The organism is uncultured Roseobacter sp., assembly GCF_947501835.1.
Classification (GTDB): Bacteria; Pseudomonadota; Alphaproteobacteria; order Rhodobacterales; family Rhodobacteraceae; genus Roseobacter.
In genome coordinates, this window is record NZ_CANMXR010000001.1 from 1 (window position 1) to 20,043 (window position 20,043).

18 protein-coding genes are annotated in these 20,043 nt (G+C 57.3%); 5 read left to right on the forward strand and 13 right to left on the reverse strand.

Annotated features, from left to right (window positions below):
- Positions 1-516: 516 nt before the first annotated feature.
- From Q1A20_RS00005 to pufB, 4 genes are all read right to left on the reverse strand, one after another.
- Entirely contained in the window at positions 517-1,566 is a 1,050-nt protein-coding gene (locus Q1A20_RS00005) for a PucR family transcriptional regulator (RefSeq protein ID WP_299405107.1), read from the reverse strand.
- On the reverse strand, positions 1,563-3,023 hold the full coding sequence (locus Q1A20_RS00010) for a PucC family protein (RefSeq protein ID WP_299915498.1): 1,461 nt from the start codon (positions 3,021-3,023) through the stop codon (positions 1,563-1,565). Before Q1A20_RS00010 ends, Q1A20_RS00005 begins: the two co-directional genes overlap by 4 nt.
- A 100-nt stretch (positions 3,024-3,123) precedes the next feature.
- Positions 3,124-3,477 carry a light-harvesting protein gene (locus Q1A20_RS00015; RefSeq protein WP_299405102.1) on the reverse strand — a complete coding sequence of 118 codons (354 nt, stop codon included), beginning with the start codon at positions 3,475-3,477 and terminating at the stop codon, positions 3,124-3,126.
- A 12-nt stretch (positions 3,478-3,489) separates the two neighbouring features.
- The gene (gene pufB, locus Q1A20_RS00020) at positions 3,490-3,645 is read right to left on the reverse strand and encodes a light-harvesting antenna LH1, beta subunit (RefSeq protein ID WP_298975149.1); all 156 of its coding nucleotides are present in this window, start codon (positions 3,643-3,645) and stop codon (positions 3,490-3,492) included.
- 476 nt (positions 3,646-4,121) lie between these two features.
- Between pufB and Q1A20_RS00025 the strand changes: the two genes are divergently transcribed.
- The gene (locus Q1A20_RS00025) at positions 4,122-5,054 is read left to right on the forward strand and encodes a hypothetical protein (RefSeq protein WP_299915499.1); all 933 of its coding nucleotides are present in this window, start codon (positions 4,122-4,124) and stop codon (positions 5,052-5,054) included.
- Positions 5,055-5,078: 24 nt separating this feature from the next.
- Here Q1A20_RS00025 and Q1A20_RS00030 read toward each other — a convergent pair whose 3' ends face one another.
- The 3 genes from Q1A20_RS00030 to Q1A20_RS00040 are packed head-to-tail and all read right to left on the reverse strand — an operon-like array spanning position 5,079 to position 6,167.
- Positions 5,079-5,528 carry a hypothetical protein gene (locus Q1A20_RS00030; protein ID WP_299915500.1) on the reverse strand — a complete coding sequence of 150 codons (450 nt, stop codon included), beginning with the start codon at positions 5,526-5,528 and terminating at the stop codon, positions 5,079-5,081.
- The gene (locus Q1A20_RS00035; RefSeq protein WP_299915502.1) at positions 5,521-5,703 is read right to left on the reverse strand and encodes a hypothetical protein; all 183 of its coding nucleotides are present in this window, start codon (positions 5,701-5,703) and stop codon (positions 5,521-5,523) included. The genes Q1A20_RS00030 and Q1A20_RS00035 overlap by 8 nt, the downstream gene beginning before the upstream one ends.
- The gene (locus tag Q1A20_RS00040; protein WP_299915503.1) at positions 5,700-6,167 is read right to left on the reverse strand and encodes a hypothetical protein; all 468 of its coding nucleotides are present in this window, start codon (positions 6,165-6,167) and stop codon (positions 5,700-5,702) included. Before Q1A20_RS00040 ends, Q1A20_RS00035 begins: the two co-directional genes overlap by 4 nt.
- Before the next feature lie 87 nt (positions 6,168-6,254).
- Here Q1A20_RS00040 and Q1A20_RS00045 point away from each other — a divergent pair, with 87 nt between their 5' ends.
- The 3 genes from Q1A20_RS00045 (at position 6,255) to Q1A20_RS00055 (ending at position 9,306) form a co-directional block, all read left to right on the forward strand.
- Positions 6,255-6,929, forward strand: a complete 675-nt coding sequence (locus Q1A20_RS00045) for a YafY family protein (RefSeq protein ID WP_299915504.1) — start codon at positions 6,255-6,257, stop codon at positions 6,927-6,929.
- A gap of 375 nt (positions 6,930-7,304) precedes the next feature.
- Complete coding sequence (locus Q1A20_RS00050; protein WP_299405089.1) at positions 7,305-7,742, forward strand: universal stress protein; 438 nt, start codon at positions 7,305-7,307, stop codon at positions 7,740-7,742.
- Between the two features lie 13 nt (positions 7,743-7,755).
- Positions 7,756-9,306, forward strand: coding sequence for a sodium:alanine symporter family protein (locus Q1A20_RS00055; protein WP_298975156.1), 1,551 nt, complete (start codon positions 7,756-7,758; stop codon positions 9,304-9,306).
- A 101-nt stretch (positions 9,307-9,407) separates the two neighbouring features.
- Here the strand turns inward: Q1A20_RS00055 and Q1A20_RS00060 are convergent, their stop codons facing one another.
- From Q1A20_RS00060 to Q1A20_RS00085, 6 genes are all read right to left on the reverse strand, one after another.
- A complete protein-coding gene (locus tag Q1A20_RS00060; RefSeq protein ID WP_299915505.1) occupies positions 9,408-11,993 on the reverse strand; it encodes an EAL domain-containing protein in 2,586 nt (861 codons plus the stop codon).
- The gene (locus Q1A20_RS00065) at positions 11,993-13,234 is read right to left on the reverse strand and encodes an ABC transporter substrate-binding protein (protein ID WP_299915506.1); all 1,242 of its coding nucleotides are present in this window, start codon (positions 13,232-13,234) and stop codon (positions 11,993-11,995) included. The genes Q1A20_RS00060 and Q1A20_RS00065 overlap by 1 nt, the downstream gene beginning before the upstream one ends.
- Before the next feature lie 203 nt (positions 13,235-13,437).
- A complete protein-coding gene (locus tag Q1A20_RS00070) occupies positions 13,438-16,398 on the reverse strand; it encodes an ABC transporter transmembrane domain-containing protein (protein WP_299915507.1) in 2,961 nt (986 codons plus the stop codon).
- A gap of 533 nt (positions 16,399-16,931) precedes the next feature.
- Entirely contained in the window at positions 16,932-17,504 is a 573-nt protein-coding gene (locus tag Q1A20_RS00075; RefSeq protein WP_299405076.1) for a hypothetical protein, read from the reverse strand.
- Between the two features lie 93 nt (positions 17,505-17,597).
- Entirely contained in the window at positions 17,598-18,320 is a 723-nt protein-coding gene (locus tag Q1A20_RS00080) for an RlmE family RNA methyltransferase (RefSeq protein ID WP_299405074.1), read from the reverse strand.
- The gene (locus tag Q1A20_RS00085) at positions 18,320-19,435 is read right to left on the reverse strand and encodes a Ppx/GppA phosphatase family protein (protein ID WP_298975165.1); all 1,116 of its coding nucleotides are present in this window, start codon (positions 19,433-19,435) and stop codon (positions 18,320-18,322) included. The genes Q1A20_RS00080 and Q1A20_RS00085 overlap by 1 nt, the downstream gene beginning before the upstream one ends.
- A gap of 307 nt (positions 19,436-19,742) precedes the next feature.
- Between Q1A20_RS00085 and Q1A20_RS00090 the strand changes: the two genes are divergently transcribed.
- Positions 19,743-20,039, forward strand: a complete 297-nt coding sequence (locus Q1A20_RS00090; protein ID WP_298975166.1) for a virulence factor — start codon at positions 19,743-19,745, stop codon at positions 20,037-20,039.
- Positions 20,040-20,043: the final 4 nt, after the last annotated feature.

The window sequence follows — 20,043 nt, forward strand, 5'->3', positions numbered from 1 at the left end:
TCTCCCATGTTCACAGATATCCTGTGATCCTATCGGGAGCTCGACCTCAGTTCAGGGTCAGCCCAATTACGCATGCTTCGGGCCGGGGAGCAGTAATTTGATCAGTTTGTTGCAAACAGTACCTTTGAACCACTTCTGAGTACCTAATTGTCGTCGCGAGTCCGGTCATCGCAGATCTCTGGTGGTACTTTATGTGGTACCATTTCTATAGTGTAAAATAATTATATTTAAATACAACACATTAAAAACTTAATAAGACGGACTGTCTCTCCGCCACTGGCCTGTTTCAAGAACAGCTTCGGGCCACGTTTGAGTGCCATGTATTGCGGTTTTGAATGGCGGTGGGGTCCGCAGTGATCTCAAAAATGCAGGCCGTAAGCGATACGAGCTGTCCGGAAAGGCAAATCAAACGGACAGGTTTTGCCAACAGCGAGAAAGATTACATGAAGCGACCGGGCGCACACTTAGATGGCCCGGTCTTCAGGTGAAGCAGAAATCGCTCTTTGTTCCAGCGCGTTAGCGTTTGATCAACGTTGGCAGGCCAAAAAACTTCGAGAACGAGAAGCCCTTACTTGAATTTCGCGGTGCACCATCGCCATGTTTGATCACCAAGGGCAGCAGGACATCGGCCATCCGCGCGTGACGTGGGAACATTGACCCGGTGAAGGGCTTACGGCGGCTGATCAGCGAAATCGGGAAACTAGCCATCCGCGCGTGACGCTTGAAGATGGACTTGTCGAAAGGCTTACGACCGCTCAGCAGTGAGATCGGGAAATTGGCCATCCGCGGCCCCCCCGGGATCAGGGAGTTCGTGCCGGTCTTGCCATTGATGAGATGCGGGAACGGCCAGTTGGCCATCCGCTGATGGCGCGGGATCAGCGACCCTGTGTAGGGCTTTCTGCGGCTGATCAAGGGGATCGGGAAATTCGCCATCCGGGCATGACGCGGGAATATCGAGCCGGTGAATGGCTCACGGCGGCTGATCAGCGGGATCGGAAAATTGGCCATCCGCGCGTGGGGTTGGATCGCGGACCCCGTGTAAGGCTTTCTGCGGCTAATCAGCGGGATCGGGAAGTCCGCCATCCGCGCATGCGGCGGGAACAGCATTTCCGCAAATGGCTTGCGGCGGCTGATCAGCGGGATCGGCCAGTCCGCCATATGGAAGTTCGTGGCATAGGGGTCCCTGGGTCGGGTAAACATCAGCGGATGGTCTGGCAGGATGCTGAGCGATGGTTTCACTGCGTCCTTGACGTAAACCTCTTCGACCAGATCGCCCAGATCAACGGCCCCCATCGCTGCCGTGACGTCGCGCGCGGTCTGAGCCACGCTCAGCGGTTTGAAACCCGCGCGCACCATCAGCACGGCGCCACCTTTCGCCAGACGCTTTTGATAGGCCTCCGCCGTCTCCGCCGCGACATCGGCGGCAACAAGAGCACCCGCTGCACCTTTCGCATCCTCATAGAGGCGCAGGATTTTCTGATTGAACCGTCTCCGATATACGAGTTCCTGTCTGACCAGACGGGCTTGTTCTACGCTGTCGAAATACCGCGTGATTACCTGTGTCATGATACCTCCACCGGGTTTGTGTTTGCGTTCGAAAGCTCAGGACCAGGTGCGCGCGTCTCCGGCTGAAGTCTTTGTCTCTTGGTGTTTTTGAGAAATGGCATTGCGACGACAACCGCCATGATCAAGAACACGATCTCGATTGTGAATACGACATTGTAGGGCGTTTGCGCAGCACTTCCAGCCGCGCCTTGCAGACCGACGATCAAATCCCGCACGATCCCCGCCAGCGCGATGCCGATGCCCGCCGCCGTGGCCTGCACAGCGCCCCAGGCCCCCAACGCCAGACCGATCCGCTCTTTGGGTGCGGCTCTGATGGTCGCCGTCAGCGTCGCGTGACCAAAAAGACCCGCACCGAGCCCGGTGGCAAAAACGCCTGCCAGGAATACCGCCACGCCGATGCCCATTGATGAAGCAATGATGCCAGCAAACCCCGGCACGCCGATGCAGGCCCCGATCACTGCAAACCGTGCGGGCGCCCCGCCTTGGGCCAGCCCCCGCGAGGCCACGGCAAACCCCAAAAGCGTGCCCGCCGCAAAAAGCGCCGTCAGTTTGGTGGTGCTGGCCACGGACAGACCAAGCGCCTGACCGCCGTAGGGCTCCAGCAGCACGTCCGCCATGCCGAAACCGAAGGTTCCCAGCCCGATCACGATCAGCAACCGCAGCATGCCGTCAGCTTGCATCAGCAATCGCCAGGCTTCGGAAAATTGCATGGGACGGGCGGCTTTCATGGCGCGGGCGCGGTCCCTGTCGCGCGCCTCCTGCTGCCACATGGCAAAGAGGTTCAATGCGGCCGTCGCCACCGCCGCGCCCTGAATGACCTGTATCAGCCGCCCGGGCGTATAGTTTTCAAGCAAAGCGCCAAACACCAATGCGCTGACCACCATGCCGACCAGCAGCATGACATACATCAGGCCAACCACCTTGGGCTGGTCTTCTTCGGCAACAAGATCTGTTGCCAGCGCGAGCCCTACGGTTTGCACGATGTGAACGCCAGCACCCACGAGCAAAAAGGAAAGGGCCGCGGAGCTATACCCGACCCAGCGCGGGGCATCCACCGCCTCGCCATAGCCAGAGAGCACCAGCAGCGCGAAGGGCATGATGGCAAAGCCACCAAATTGATAAAGCGTGCCCTTCCAGATGTAGGGCACACGGCGCAGTCCCAGTGCTGAGACATGCACGTCCGATTTGAAGCCGATCAGGGTCCGAAAGGGTGCAAAAACGAGGGGGAGCGCCAGCATCAATGCCACGAGCGAGGCAGGCACTGCCAGTTCAACGATCATCACCCGGTTGAGCGTGCCCACCAAAAGCACCAGCGCCATGCCCACGGTGACCTGAAACAGCGACAGCCTCAGCAATCGGCTCAGCGGCACCTCCGCAGTGGCCACATCCGCAAACGGCAGGTATTTGGGGCCGATGGCCGCCAGTTTGCGCGTGGCGAAAGATCGATAGTCAAACATGTCTTTGATCAATTCCCGAACATGCCGCAAACCGCAGCACATAGGTTCTCGTCAGAGAAAATGATTGGGCCCGCTGGCAATGCGCCACGGGCCCGATCTTCTATTGGGTTATGACCGAATGCGATCCCGACGCACCTGCCGTGGCATGTACCTCCGGCGGCTGTAAGATCGCCTTTACCGGTGTGCCGTCCGACATGATGATCGTCACCTCGCCCGCGTGCTCACCTGATGGCACGACATAGGTGGCCTTGGCCGTGTCCGTCTCATTCAGCATCGCCGCGGCGGCTGTTTGATCCCCAGATCCCAACTCCTGGCCTGACAGGAAGTCAGACACCCAGGATGTGTTGGTCAAAACAGCCACATGGACTGCGAAGGATCCGATAGCGACAGCGCTTAGAAAAAGCGGAACACCGACGGTTGGCTTAACGACAAGCCACATCTTTGCATTGTTCATGATGTGCCTCCTTTATCCGAGCCAGGGGGTCGCGAACGCGACCAGAATGTGAGCAAGCAGCGCAATCGCGCCAAAGACGCGCGTGCCATCGATAAGATAGCTATGCACTTCCTCCGCTTCCTCAAGCGTCAGGCCTGTTGGCCAGACTTTGTCTTCACTTTCCGCCATTTTCCGTCCTCCGTTAATTGACGTAAGAAGCCGCACCCGGGATATCATTGCCGTCCGGGACACCTTACTTGAAAGAACGCACACTGTATTAATCAATGTGTCACGGATAGATTACAATCACAACTGTAAATTTAACTAGACAGCTTAATGTGATCTGATCGCTGGTCGAGAGGATGATCTCAAGCGCTACATCGTCTGCGAAGAGATATGTGCGACCCCGAGCCGACCTTGCCTGAAAGGCGACCAGGCGGACCCTGAGTGGGTACAGAGCTTTGGACGCACATCGCTTTCACGGGCGCCCGAGGGCGTTTAGCTTGAATGGGCCAACCTCCTAAACCGCTTGGCCGAAAGCCCGTCATGGCATAACCTTTGGTTGTTTAGCTGCATTTGAAGACTACCAAATTGAAGATTCCAGAAGTTATTTTTAATGTAATTCAATGCGCTACGAGAGGATTTTGAGTTAATTGGAGCGCGCCATGACTGAAAAAACCATGGAAAAGAAGCCCCCTGAGGCAGCAAGTGAAGACAGCAAAACCGCCCAAGCGGTGCCGCCACAAAGCGAGTCCAAGGCAGAAACGATGCTGTCACTTCCCGATATGCTCGGCCTTGAGGCCCCGCAGAGCCATGAACCCATTCTGTCCGGACACCCCGATGCGCAGACCAAGGCGCGGCTGCTCTACAACTACTGTATCGCTTCGGAAAGAAAGGTCACGGAGAGCGTGCATATTCTCTATACGATCGCGGAGCATTACGCCGGCGATAACCCCAATGAGTTGGACAGCCCGGAGGTGATCAACGGCATCCCGCGTTTTTTCAACTCCCTGACGGCCCGCGAAAAATCGGAGTTTTGCTATAATCAGGTGACCGAAGCCCTGTCGCGCGAAGCGCTGCCCGTCACGGTCAACTCGCTGCTGGCGACGCGGCGCACTGACCCCAATGACCGCACCAGTTCCGCCGCGGGTCGCTTTGTGCAACGCGTGACGCGTTATGTGAGCTACACGCTGCTCATCCTGCTGCTGCTGTTTGCGGTCTATTCGCTTTGGAACTCGCTGGTCCCGCAGGAGTGGCAGGTCGGCAAGGACACCGATTTCATCCAATGGGCGTCCTGGATTGCCTTTGGCTGCGTCGGCGCACTGGTCCATCTGCTGAACCACGCGCTGACGGCCACCCGCATGAAAACCTTCGAGCTGAGCGAGGAACGCAAGGTCTGGCCGCGTTTGTTACTGGGCGGCATGTTTGGTTTCGTTGTGCCCTGGATCTTGATGACAAGTTCGGCGCTGGACCTCGAAGCGGGTCTCGCGGTGGGATCGGTCGCGGCCTTCTTCGGCGGCTATTCAGTGCGGTTTTCAATTGCGCTGCTGGAACGCCTCCTGCAGGCCCTGTTGCCCGAAACCAAGCCAAACGGTTAGCCGCGCCCGGCAGAGCTTCCTCGCCTAAGTCTGTTTCCAATCACCCTGCTTGTTCCACCAGCGATGCGGGTTGTCCTCGTCATCGAGCCCCTTGCATTGGCTGCGCAGCACATCCGTGACGGTGATGACCGGCTCATAATAGCTGTGCACCTCGTAAATCGCCTCGATCACCGATCTCAACTGGTCCCGGTCGCGGGGCAGGAAAAACCGCATCTCGTCCACGTCCGGTCGACGACGTATGTCATCTTCGGCGCCTGTGGGGGTTCCTTCACGCGGGCGGTAATACTCAACACCACTTACGGCACGGTAGCCATTTTGATCGGTTTTGCCCTGTGCCAACGGGGCAACCTGCGTCACCGCTTCGAAAATGCGATCCACGTCCTCTTGTGGCGCCTGAAACGCGACCATCCACATGGGCAGCATTGCAATCGGGGGCGTATCGAAAACGCCTGATGTGATGGAAGTGTCAGTCATATTTCACCCCGGTTTCGAGCAGTTCAAAGCCAGTGATCTCAAACTCATAAAGCGCACTGTTGTCCGGCTTCATCGTGCGCGCCATCAATCGACCATCCGCCGCATGATACACCGCATTCGTCGTGTGCAGCGCGCGGTAGCATGTGTCGCCGTTGGGGTAGTAGTATTTGATCATTGGTCTTCTCCTTGGGAAATCTGGTCCGGCAACCCCCGGCCATTGTTCCACCACCGATTTGGATTTGTGTTATTCGGATCGTAGGCCGCGCGGCTGGCCCAGTCTTCGCGCAGGTAGATGACAGGCTGCTCATAGTGGTGGAGATCGAGGATCACATCCATGACGCGCTCCAGCGCATCGAGGTCGCGCGCGATTGAAATCTTGAGCTCAACCATTGGGTAGGTCTCGGTGGCACCGGCACTGTAGCCCGATTTATGCGTTGTGGTCGTCGACTGCGCCATCGGCTGCGTCGTCTCCGCGCCAACCGCTGAAACGGAGGCATTGCGTTCATAGCGCCCATAGGCCAGCGGGTGCACTTGCATGATCGCGTCCAGCAGGCGGTCGGTCTCTTCTGGCAGGGTCTGGATTTCCAGGGTGAAGACCGGGTCGAAGCGGCCTGAGCGCGCTGAATAATCTGATAGCATTGGGCCGTCCTGTGCTGCGGAGCTTGCCCCTGTCTAACAATTCACTGCTGACATGTATGTGTCAGCAGTGTTGTGCTACCCAAGTGTATGACCCGTTCAACCCGTTTCTTTGAAATCATCCAGATGCTGCGCCGGGCCACCGCGCCGATGACCGCTGCGCAAATGGCTGAAACGCTGGAAGTAACCAAACGCACGATCTACCGCGACATCGCTTCGCTTCAGGCCAGCGGTCTGCCGATCGATGGCGAGGCGGGCGTTGGATACATCCTGCGGGCGGGATATGATCTGCCGCCAATCATGCTGGATGAAGAGGAGCGCGAGGCCATCGTTGTCGGGCTTGCCCTCTTGGGCCGGACGGGTGATCAGGCGCTGGAAAAAGCCGCGGTGCGCGCCAGCTCAAAGATCGCTGATGCCGCTGCAGCGACGCCGGGATTGCCGGAAACCTTTCGTGTGTCCGAATGGAATCAGATCCCGGCGGGGGCGCTGTCACCTGCGGACGCGCGCCGATACATCCGCGAAGAAACCGAACTGCAGATCACCTATCGCGACGAGGCAGGCCGGTGCACGGACCGCTGCATCCACCCCATCGCGCTGATCTACTACATTGATGTGGTGGTCTTGGTGGCATGGTGTGTGCTGCGCGACGGTTTGCGTCATTTCAGATTGGATCGCGTTCAGGCCGTCAAACCTACTTCCGGTGCGTTTCATAAGTCCGGGGAAGCCCTGCGACGGATTTGGCAGTCCGAAGACCCCAGCCCGTAAAAAATCATGGGCTTTCGGCTGATCTTTGAAACGGTTTACCACCACCGATCTTGCGGGTCTCCGCATCCGCGCTTTGCTGAAAACATCGAGACCTCGCACCTTGATTGATACAAAAATGACATAAAGGGGCAATCGCTTGAGCATTTTTGCAAATTGTTCAGGAAGTCATTTGTCCTGCAAAAGAAGCAAAAAAAGAGCATTCATCCGTAAAAATACGAATTACGGGCGCAAAATCTAGTCAGTTTAACTAAAATACCCGGAACGCTGACCGGTGAAGTACCGCACCCAAGCTCAACTTTGGGTTTGCTGAAAAACACGCATGCGTTGAAGTTGATCCACACGATGGACTCGGAAAATAAAATAAAGGGACAGAAAATGACCACGAAACTGGTGATTGGCTTGGACGGGCAAGGGTCAGGCGACCGCGCTCTGACGTATGCCAAGGATCTGGCAGAGAGGATTGGAGATTGTGAACTTTTGGTTGCTTATGTGATCGAATGGTCGCCCTACTCCTTCCAGACTGCAGAAGAAAACGCGCAACGCCACAAGCGCCGCGAAGAGGAAATCTCGATGGCAAAGGAGCGTATTGTCGATCCTGCCGTCGCCTCCCTGCAAGGCGCTGGGATGACCGCGTCGGGGATTGTGCGTCATGGCGACGTTGCCCACACGCTCAACAGCATCTGCGAAAAGGAAGGTGGGCATCAGATCATCGTGTGCCGGTCGTCTGAGGGCGGTTTTGCACAGCGTATTTTTGGCAGTTCGACCGCAAATCTTGTCATGAGCGCAACGGTGCCGGTCACGGTCATTGGATGAAAAGGACATGAAAATGAAATTTATTAACAGAGCACTGCTCGCCGCAGCGGCGACCGGCGCGGCCCTGCCGGCTTACGCACAAGAGGCCATGAGCCTGGATGAAAAGGTCAACACGGCTTTTGCAAATTTCACCGGGCCCTTTGTCAGCCTGATCTTTGCCCCCCTGCCCGGCACCAGTTTTCCGTGGATCGTTTTGTGGCTGGTTGTGGCCGCGTCGATCTTCACCATCTACTTTTCTTTTGTGCAGTTGCGTTACTTTGGGCACGCGGTTTCGCTTGTGAAAGGCGACTATTCCGACCCAGACGATGCGGGCGAAGTCAGCCACTTTCAGGCGCTTGCAACAGCGCTCTCCGGCACCGTCGGCCTGGGGAACATCGCGGGCGTCGCCGTGGCCGTGGGCATTGGCGGTCCGGGGGCGACATTCTGGATGATCCTCGCGGGTCTTCTGGGCATGGCATCCAAATTCACCGAATGTACGCTGGGCGTGAAATACCGCAACGAATACCCGGACGGTACCGTTTCGGGTGGCCCGATGTACTATATTTCCAAAGGTTTCAAGGAACGCGGCATTCCGGGGGGCGGCGCGCTGGCGATCCTCTTTTCGGTGTTCTGTATCCTCGGCGCACTTGGCGGCGGGAACATGTTCCAGGCCAACCAGGCGCATGCGCAGATTTCGGGTATCGTTGGGGATTATCCGGGCTGGATCACCGGCCTTATCTTCGCAGGCGTGGTGTTTGCCGTCATCGTCGGTGGCATCAAGTCGATCGCGAATGTGACGGAAAAAGTCGTTCCTTTCATGGGCATTCTTTATGTCGGTGCGGCGCTGATCATTCTGGTGGTGAACTATGACAAGATCGGCTGGGCCTTCGGTCAGATTTTCGCAGGTGCCTTTACCGGGCTCGGCGTTGCAGGTGGCTTTGTCGGTGCGCTGATCCAGGGTTTCAAACGCGCGGCCTTCTCAAACGAAGCCGGTGTTGGTTCGGCAGCGATTGCACACTCTGCGGTGCGGACAAAAGAACCCATCACCGAAGGGTTCGTATCGCTACTGGAGCCGCTGATCGATACCGTTGTCATCTGTACGATGACAGCCTTGGTGATCACAATCTCGGGCCAGTTAATCCTGGATGCTGAAACCGGCAACTACGTGTTGAACGAAGCGGGTTCGGCCATTGCAACGGTAGATGGCAACAGCGGTGTGGCCCTAACATCGGCGGCATTTGCCTCCGGGATCAGCTGGTTCCCCTATGTTCTAGCCATCGCGGTTGTGCTCTTTGCCTTCTCCACCATGATCTCCTGGTCGTACTATGGGTTGAAAAGCTGGACCTATATCTTTGGTGAAGGCAAGACATCCGAGCTGACCTTCAAGATCATTTTCTGCATCTTTATCGTCATCGGCGCGGCAGCCAGCCTCGGTCCGGTGATTGATTTCTCGGATGCGGCGATCTTCGCCATGGCGGTGGTCAACATCACGGCGCTTTACTTCCTGATGTCGATTGTCCGTGAGGAGCTGCGGTCCTATTCGGAGCGTCTCGCCTCCGGAGAGATCAAGAAGTTCGCACACTAGAACAAACAATCTCAAGGCAGTGACCTGCTGCCTTGGGAAACCTCAATTCAGACACGGCGTCCGTTGCGCCGATTGTAGTGGGCTTTTACGTTCTGATCGGCTCACTGAGCAATCTGCATGTGTTTTTGACGTTCCGCAGACAAAAACACGCATAGGTCCTCGAACCTCATCGGCTCCGAAAAATAAAATCCCTGCAGCGTTTCGCATCCCATTTCCTGCATCATGTCGGCGTGTTCCTGTGTTTCCACACCTTCGGCGGTCACGCCTATATCCAGAGAGTCCGCGATCCCGATGATCGACCGCACCATGTTGCGACACACCCTTGAGTGCGGTGCACCGAACACCAGGCGCTGGTCGATTTTCAGAACATCCGGACGCACCCGCATCAGGCTGATCATTGAGGCGTGCCCGGATCCGAAATCATCGATTTCGATGGACAGGCCCTTGTCGCGGAGCCGATCAAGATTGAAGTCCAGATATTCCGGCTGATCATCCAGGAAGACCGACTCAAGGATTTCAAACGACATCTTGGTGTGGCGAAACGGGCGGGCGTCAACGGCGATCAGAAGCTCAGGGTCACAGAGTCTGTCAGCCGTCACATTGAACGACACTCTGGGCAGGGTCAGGCCCAAATCTTCAAGCTCAGCAACATGTCGCAGGGCTTTTTCCATTACGATCTTATCCAGAATGGTCAGCATAGAGAGCTGCTGGGCTACCTGGAGAAATTCGGACGGTAAAACGACACCTTTCTGCGGATGGATCCAACGGGCGAGCACCTCTGCACCGACAATGCGGCGGGTTTTCGCATCGAATTGCGGCTGAAAAAACGGCTCGAACTCGCCACGGTCCAAGCCCACTCGGATCAATTCCGCGGTCGCGCGGACTTCATTCACCTGCTGGTGCTCCTCGGTGCCGTAACACACCACCTGATTGCGGCCACGTTCCTTGGCGATATAGAGTGCTGCGTCCGCAGCACGTACCAACTCACTATGCGCAACAAGTTTGCAGCTTGACGATGCGATGCCGAAGCTCGCGCCGTAGCGCAGCGATTTTCCCTCGTATTCAATTGGTTCTGCAATCCTTTTGAGCAAGGCCGTCGCAAGGATCTGCGCTTTTTGCAGCGTGCCATCGACGGTCATGAAGACGATAAATTCGTCACCGCCGACGCGCACTGGGACATCATCCGGCCCGATTTCTTCGCGCAGTATTCGCGCCACTTCGCATAACACAAGATCGCCCGCTTCATGGCCCATCGTGTCATTGACGTTTTTGAAGTGGTCCAGATCGATCCTGACAATTGCCAGGGCTCTCGCCTTATCGGGGTTTGCGCAAATCTCATCGAACGTCGTGTTGAAGTAACGCCGGTTCGGAAGCCCCGTCAGTTCATCATGCAATGCCTGCCATTCCATCGCCGATGTCGTGGCAAGCAAATTGGCTTCGTCGCGTTTGCGGTCGGAAACATCCTGCGAAATCGCCATGTAGCCATAGGGTTGCCCCTCGTCATCGAACATCGTCGAGATGCTCAATTGGATCCAATACTCTTCCGTGCCATGGCGATAGTTGAGAACTTCGATCGTGATGGGTTCGAAAGCCTGCAGTGCCGCGCGGATTTGAGCACGGGCTTCGGCGCTGGTATTGGGTCCTTGCAGGAGTTTGCTGGGCAATTGGCCCCTGATCTCCTCGGACGTATACCCTGAGATGTTTTCGAAAGCCGGGTTGTGCCACATTATCCGGCAATCGAGATCAGTGATCAGGATCGCCTCGCCTGCCCGTTCGGCAATTGCAGCAAGCTCCTTTAGTTCTTTTTGCTGCTCTCTCAGCTTGTTACGGGACATTTCCATTTCTGCATGCGGCAACAGGATACTTTGCTTGCCCAGCCAACCGAAAACAGCGAAAGGCAGCAGCAAGGCAGCGGCAATGGACAAGATTGTCTGGATCACCAGGGCCTGACCGATCTGGCGAAACAGGCTGGCTTCGGACTTTACCGATAGAATAAGACCGGTTGCTTCAATGGGGACATTGATCGCGCCCTGCCCCGCCGAAACCAGCGCCCAGTTTGAGGACGGATCAACGATACGCGCATACATCGAGCTTGTGCCGTCGGAGATCGTATCGGTTTCAAAGGGAATGAACACCACCGTGACAAGGACCCCTTCCGCAAACCCCCTATTTCGAATGGGGGCGGCGATCAGCAGCTCCTGGGTTCCCCTTTGTACCGCGCGGTAGCTGTCGATTGTGCGCACGGTTGGTTCCCCGGTGCTGAGGACAAAGGCGGCCAGATCAGCGGCACTGGCGGCAAGTTCCATGGACTGCGCCTGCGGCGAAACGATGTGGAAACTGATGGGTTGCCCTTCGAAATCGAAAACGAAGAACTCAGTGACTTCCTGCGGCAGGATTGTATTGCTCAAGCGGTCGACAAACGCGTCGTCTCGGGCCTGATCGCCCATCACAAAGGACACCAGAGAGGGTTCGGTCGCGAGAAACGCGGTGAGTGAGACACTGGGGTCGAGCAAGGCATCGACCCGGGCTGCTTCTCTCTTGGCCTGAGACATGATTGCTTGTTTTTGCGTGTCCGCCAAAAACGGTTTGGACGTGATCCAGACCGCAATGGCGGAAAACACCAATGCAAAGGCAAAGCTGCCGATCAATAACCCCCAGAAGACCCGGTTGATTGATCTGCCAGCCATTATAAATGGCCCAAAGGTGAATGATCCACCAGAACAAGCCGCCCGGTTTCGTCAAAGGACGCCATGCACAGGTCTCCCAATCCAAGGGCTTCATGAGCGTCACGATATGCAGGAGAATAGGGCGCGAATGGTTCAGCGTAGGTCTTTAAGATTCCATCGACAGGAGCGTCCAGACGTGTGAGGGCCAGCCGCACGGCCGCGCGCCTTTGTTGAATGGAGAGAACTGCCCAATCCGATGCCTGTGCCGACTGCTCAATGGCGGCGAGTAATAATCTGGTCAGGTCATACCCATGCACAAAACCGGTTGAGGCCGGAATATCGGACAGCGAATGAAACGGGCTTTGCGGATTGCTCGCCAGATCCAATGCGCGCTTCAGGGCCGGAGCTTTCCGACGCTCCTGCTCCAGGCCGCAGGTCTGCAGCACTTCCAAATCCATATTCGATAATGTCGCAGGCGCTATTCTATCCTCGAAATCCGCCGCCAGAATACCCCAGTGGCTGATGACTTTTGTGCTCGGCAGCTCTTTATGAATTTCGTTAAGCAGCAAGGCGCCCTCTGCCGCGCTGGCCAACATGATCACGCAATCGGGGCTCACGCGCGCGATGCTCTGGACCAGCGTCCGGGCGCTTGCAGCCCCGATCGACGACGGAAACATGAAGACATAGGGCTCCTGAGCCTCGGCGGTCTCGAATGCCGTGCGCATCGTGCCTTCGTTGGCCCGCCCCCAACCTGTGTCCACCAGCAGCAATGCTGTGCGCGCGCAATGGGCATGCGAGAGCGCCCTTGCTACCAGAAACGGTCCCGCCTTTGTGTCATCGACGGACAGCCGGTAGATCCAGTTTTCAACGCCATCGTCTGCGCGTGTGATCGGCCCCGCCGCTGACCAAGGCAAAAGCAACAAGACACCGTTTTCGTTGATGAAACGCTTGTTTGTCAGATAGGGCGGCGAGTGTACGCCCCCAATCACCGCAAGTCCCTTTGGATCACGGAGGTAGTTGCGCATCGTCGCGAGGGATCGTTTGGAATTGGCACGGTGGTCTCGTGGCAGGACCTCAAGGTCAAATCCACCAGCGCGACTACCCACCTCGGAGAGCGCTGTCGTGACACCAAGTTCTATCGCTTCTGCGCCATGTCGGGAGATTGAATAATCGGCATCGATGTAAAGCCGAAGGGTTTCACCAGATGCGGGCGCTGCAAGCGCAACGAGCAAAATGAGGTATGAGCGGAAAAATTTGAACATGAACTCCTCCGGCACTGCGCCTCAGAATGATCCCCCATCTTCGTACACGCCAAGCTCTCGTGAATTCGTTAAACCTATTTAGGTTGATGTCGGAAAAAACGCGTTTTATGCTCCCCATTTTGCTCAAATTTGCCGCGCTCTGATGTAAATTTGAATTGGGTCTTTTCAGGCGTCCATTGATCGCCTGACAGATGCGGTGCGGCTCAGCTCGTGTACCCGGCAACCACTTGCAAGAGCTTAAAGGAGGTTGCCGCGTCATGCTCGACAACGGCCAGGAATTCTTCGGCACCAAGCCGCAGCGCGTCGATATCTGTCTGCGCGCGCATGCTCAGCACCCGCGGAACATTGCGGATGAGCCCCAACTCGCCCACCAATGTGCCAGGCCCAACCGTCGCGATCTCGGTCTCGCCAAAGCCGTCGTCGGGCTTGAAAAGCGCGGCCTCGCCCGAGAGGATCATATAGGCTCCGTCCGTCGGCGCATCATCTTTGCTAAAGATCACATCACCTGCCGGCGCCGAAAACCACTTCGCGCCAAAAGCCAGCAACCTCAATTGCTTACGGTTCAATCCTGAGAAAAGTGTGGTGGATTCAAGCGCACGCACCTTGCGCAGCAGATCAGCGCTCGCCGCCCCATCTTCGACATCCGCAATCCCCTGGTCAGAGGAGATCATGCGGCCCTGGCGGATTTCCAGATAGGTGTCGAACTGTTCCGGCGCCTCGAACCCCTCCCCCAAATGGATGATCGTAGTTTGTGGCAACAGATGACGTAATTTGCTGTTCAACTCATCCAGAGCGCTTTGGTCATGGCCAGCAAGCATCTTATCCAGGATCAGGATGTCCGGGCGTTTGACCGCCGCACGGCTCAAGGCCAGCGGTTCCGCAAAGATCGTCGGGAGGTTTTCGCCCGACAAGGACAATGGTAAATCATAGATGAGTTCGATGACCGCCGATTTCAGGCCCTCTTGCTCCAGCACCTCCGATACCAGTTTGCGCAGGTCGTCCGCGCGCGCACCCGCACCGTCCGAAATTTTCCCGTAAAGCGCATTTTCCAGCACGGACAATCCCGGCGCGATCTGGTCCGGCCTCAAAGGCGAATAAAGCGCGCTCAATTCATCCTGAATGCCCATGCTGTTGCGCTGGCGCAATTCAAGAATACGCTGCTGCATGTCGGCGGAAAACGCAGGGCCAATTTGCTCCGCGGAAATCTGCGCGGGCACGGTCATCAGCATGATTTTATCGGCTTCAGGCAACAGATCGGTGCCCGTGCGTCCTTGGGTGCGCAGCAGTGCCACCGAGCGCTCGAAGAGCTCAGGATCCAGCCCCAGTTTACGAAAAAGCGGATGCTCCGTGCCGTCGGTGCCAAAGATCTGGTTCAACAGATCAATGACTTCCTTGGACAGATCCAGAAGCCCCTCTTCCAGACCGAGCTTGCGCATGACTTCAAAGAGTTCCGTCTGACCGGCCAGTTCGCGCTGGGTCATGGGCTGTCGCATGGTCGCGAAAAACAGGTTACTGGCAACCGGCAGTGCGGGATTGTAGCGTTCCGGATCAAACCGAAAGACATGCCTCTCCAGGCCAGCAGCGACCACCGCCTCCCAGATTTTGGGGCGCGCCTTGATCAATCCGGCACTCAGCGCTGTTTGTGAGGTTGAGCTCATTTTCTGATCCAGAGCCCGCCGATAGAGCGCGCCGCCCTGCCCCATGACGTCGAACAGCGACAACCACCACTGGCGCAATTCCGCATCGTCCTTAAGACCCGCCAGCGCCGGGTCCAACCATTGCGCCTCCAGCGGATCATGGCTGTTACCGGCCGCAGCAGCCTCTTCTGCCGCTGCCTTTGCCGTCTCCGTCAGATCGCCGACGGGGTGTTGTTTCAACGGCATCATGACATTGTCGCCAAAACTACCCTGAAATAGCACCGGGCGGGCGCTGGCATATCCGATCCGCGCCGCGATGACCTCCTGGTGCAGCGTGTCGAGCGGCTGACCCCCAATGGTAATGTCACCGGAAACCGGCAGAATTTCACGCGTCAGAACCTCGGCCAGCGCACGTCTGTCTTCGTCACTGGGCACGTCAATGCCTACCAGAGATCCCGGCTCAAAGCGGGCGGAGATGTTTTCCAGAATAGCGTTTCCGTCAAAATCCTGGACCGTGATGCCCTCCAGTGCGATGGTTTGATCGAGCCGCGGCGCGTCGGCAGGGCGCCCCTCCATCAATGCGGCGTCAACCGCACCGGCAGGCGAGAACTTTTCTGTCACGGTTTCCCACCTCAGGCTCATATCCTGCGCCTGATTGTAATAGGTCAGCAGTTCTTTCCACGGCGAGCTAAGGTCTTTGTAGGCCGCCAATGCTGCGACCAGCGCACCAAGAGACACCGCACCCTGAATGACCAGATAGCCCCCGACTGAAAAGAAGAAAAATGGTGTAAGTTGCGTGATGAAGTTATTGATAAACTTCATGAAAAATTTCTTCTGATAGATTTTGAAGCGAATGTTGAACACGATGCCCAGACGGTCGCTGATCATCGAAAGCCGATGCCGCCAGCCGCCGTGGATGCGCAATTCTCCGGCACCTGCCGCGCTTTCGCCGATCATGGAGGCCAGGTGACGCACCTCTTTGATGCGCTCCTTGTTCATCAGGTTGATCTGGCGTTGCAGTCGCGGAATCAACCAGGCCTGCAGCGGGATCAGCGCGATAGCCGCCAGCCCGAACCAGACGCTTTGCAAAAACAAAAACACCAGGATGGTGAGCATCTGACCGGCCTGTAAGACCGGTTGGGTCAGGGCGTCCCCCATCATCCCGCCCATCGGCTCGGTTTCGCCCGTGATCATCGCCACCATCTCGCCTTGCGATGTGCGCCTGAAATAGGACCTGGGAAACCGCAGCATTCGAGAGATCAACCCATATCGCAGGCGGCGCAGCATGCGTTCCGACAAAACTCCTTTCATCGTATTGATTCGCATTTTCAGCAGGCCGTGTGTCAGCACCGACAGCAGGAAAAAGGCGCAAAGCAGCGACAAAAAGCCGATCTGCGTCATTTCGAAGCCAAGAAAATCAATACGGGAGGTCTGCGCGCCAATTGCGTCGTTGATGATGCGCTTTGGCAGCTCCAGCGTCAGATAAAGGAAAGGAAACAAAGCGGTTGTGAATGCCAGAAGGACCATCTGGTCGCGCTTTGAATACTTCCAAATGAATTGAAAGAGAGTCTTTTCTATGATCCGCACCCCCATGCGAGACGTCAGATCTTAATGTACCCGCGTCCTTATCTTTACGCGCACCATACCTCAGCAGTTTCAATTCGCGAAACCTGATTGTTTCTTTCGGCACTCGCGAAGATGCTGGCAATCGTCAGGCAACAGGCGCCGGACCGTGTGATTTCGCAAAACATGGACGGACTTCAGGTTTGAAACGCCAGCATGACGCCCTTTTTCGGCCTGATCAGGGCCGCAGTTCCATGAGACGGTTTTGCCAGACAAATCCGGAAGGGGCGATTCAATGTCGTTTATGCATCGCGAAAAAAATGCGCGTCACACCAGGCTGTTCGAATTGATCAGACAGAAAAATCAGGCGGAAACGACAGTTGCCCGCGTCGCGCAATTCGATCTCCGCCCTGTCAGCGCAGAGGAGGCCGCGGCCTTGCAAGCCGCCGCCGCAAGGTCGTTGCAGGTGAGCGCATAGGCCCACCTGCAACAGATGTCTAAAAGAAGGCCTCGGCGTTCAGGCCGATGGTCATCGCGCCGATAACCTCACCGGTTGCCGGGTCGGTCAGAGCCACCGATACCTGCCCCTGATAGGATTGTGTGCTTTCATCGAATTCAACTTCATCGACAAAAACCGCGCCCGCACCAACACCATAGGTCTTGGCATGTTTGTCTTCATCCCCCTGCCAATAGTCAGAGGTGACGTCGCTCGCAGCCACGTTCAGACCCACCGCATCCATGACAAAGATTTCGGTGATGCGCCCACCGGAGGCCGCAACCTGCTCGCCCAGGAAGACAGACAGAGGCCGGCCCATCACATCGCTGATCAGCGGCTGACTGTCCGCGCCCACTTCTCCACGCCACTGGGTATCCCATTGTTCGATCTGGGCCGCACTGGCACCGGCTGTTTGCGTGTTCTGCGCATTGATGGCGTCGATCACCTGCGCGTTCTGCGCCCATCCCATCACCTCTGAATCTACAAACGCCTTCATGGCGGGGGGGGCATCAACGGCGTGAACCAGGCTCGCCGCGACCACCAATGGTGCGGACAAAAGAAGTGTGCGGAGCATGTCGAGGGTCCTTTTATTAGCATTTGGCACGTCACAACGACGCCGCCATTGCCGCAGGCTATTCAACAAAGACTTAAGGCAAGGTAAAAGCTGTCAGCCGTCCGCGCGAAAGCCTATTGCCACAACAAATTTTTCCGAACTGTCGGACCGTGAGGCGGGTGGTTTGATGTTCGCCACCTTGGAGAATCGCTGTTTGAGAAGTTTCTGCAACTCTCCCTCGGCGCCCCCCGCCAGCACCTTGGCCACGAAGGTGCCGCCCTCGTCCAATACATCAAATGCAAAGTAAGCCGCCGCCTCACAAAGCGCGATGATGCGCAGATGGTCCGTCTGCTTGTGCCCCGAACTGCTTGCGGCCATGTCGGACATAACCACATCAGCCTTGCCGCCGAGCCAGTCCTTGACCTTAAGATCGGCGTCATCTGCCATGAAGTCGAGCTGGTGCAACTCACACCCTGCAATCGGTTCCATCTCTTGCAGATCGATCCCGAGAATGGTGCCCACCGCCTTGCCGGATTTCTCCCCCAATGCATTGACACGTTTAACCGCGACCTGACACCAACCCCCCGGCGCAGCGCCCAGATCAACCACGCGTGCACCCGGCACCAGAAACCGATACTTGTCATCTAGCTCCATGATCTTGAAGGCGGCCCTGCCCCGATATCCTTCGGCCTTGGCGCGTTTGACATAAGGATCGTTCAACTGGCGCTGCAACCAGCGCGTGGAGCTCAGCTTGCGCCCGCGCGCCGATTTCACCTTGACCTTCAACTCGCGCTGCCCGCGTCCGGAGGTGTTTTTGCCCGTGGGGGTCTTGGCCATCAGAACTCTCCGTCTTCCAGCACGCCATCCGCGCTCATCTGGGCATATAGCAGGCCCTCGCGCAGGCCGCGATCCGCAACCGACAACCGATCCGTGGGCCAACAGCGCATCAGCGCTTGCAGGATCGCGGCTCCGGACATGATCAGCGCCTGACGGTCGTGGCCGATCCGCGGGTCCGAGCGTCGCCCGGCCGGACCCAGAGCCAGATAGGACCGGATCACACGGTCGATCTCATCCGAGGTCATGTGCAACCCATCCACCTTGGTGCGGTCATAACGTTTGAGGCCCAGGTGGCTGGCCGCCACGGTTGTGACCGTGCCGGAGGTGCCGACAATCTGGAATTTCTCATGCGGTTGCGTGTCGTGATAGGGGGCGAAATCGCCCAGGTTTTCCTCAAAAAACCAGCTCATCAGGGCAAAACGCGCGGCGTCATCTTCCACATCGTTGAACTGCTCGCGCAGCGTCGCAACCCCCAAGGGCACCGAAATCCAGTCCACCACCCGCGCCGCGGGCAAGTCGGACTGCAGCTGTTTGAACCCGCTGTGCAGCCGCATGATCGATTGCGGCCTGTCATGCGCGGGCACATCCTTGAGGTCGATCCAAACCAATTCGGTCGACCCGCCGCCAATATCGACCACCAGCAGGTTTTCGGTGGACCGCCCCACCAGCGGCGCGCAGGAGATCACCGCGAGCTGCGCTTCTTCCTGCGGTTTGATGATGTCGAGCTTCAGGCCGGTTTCGCGGTGCACGCGGCGGATGAATTCATTGGCATTCAGCGCCCGGCGGCAGGCCTCTGTCGCCACCAGACGCATGCGGCGCACCTTGTTGCGACGCAGTTTCTGCTGGCAGATCCTGAGCGCCTGGATGGTGCGCGTCATCGAGCCGCGCGAAAGCCGCTGGGTGCGTTCAAGCCCGGCGCCCAATTGCACGGACTTCGAGAAGCTATCGACCACATGAAAACCGTTGCCCTTGGGCTGGGCGATCAACATGCGGCAACTATTCGTGCCCAGATCCAGGGCTGCGTACAACTCACCTGACCGGGGCGGAACTGGCGCGGGGCTCAGAGCCGTCTTCTGTTCGAGCGCGCCCGCACCTTTGGGACGCTGTGGCGCCATCTTACGCGCCTTTCATTTCGAGTTAACGCTAGCCTAGTCGCTGGTGGGGTTCGGCGCAAGCGGTCGCTGTTGGTTCTGGAAAGGGCATCGGCGCAGGATGACGGTGTTTGGCAGGGGTAACGCGGATCAACTCCGCACGGCCCTCACAGTCATTATGAAGATTTTGCGGCCCCGCGCCTCTCGTGATTAGCGGCACAATAGGATAGACCATGTGCGTCGCGGAAAGATGTTGTTCTGTCGAAAACCGGCATCGAAATCGGGTTTGGTGTCGTTAGACAGAGCGGAACGGATCAAGAGGAATCAGCTCATGCCTGATGTCACGATTGTTTATTGGCGCGATATTCCGGCCCAGGTGATTGTGGGCAAAGGGCGGCGTGGGTCCAAACGTCAGTTGCCGGAGCGGTTCGAGCAGGCGATTGATCGTGCGGCCATGAAGGTTGGCGCAGAGGATACGGATGCCTATCTTGCCGAATGGCGCAAGGCCGATCCGTTTGTCGTCGATGGGGATCCGGACGCGGTTGCGGATGCCGAAGCGGCGCGCCTGGATACCGAATATGACCGCGAGCGCATCAAAGCGCTGATCAACAATGATGGCTGGGCCTGACCCT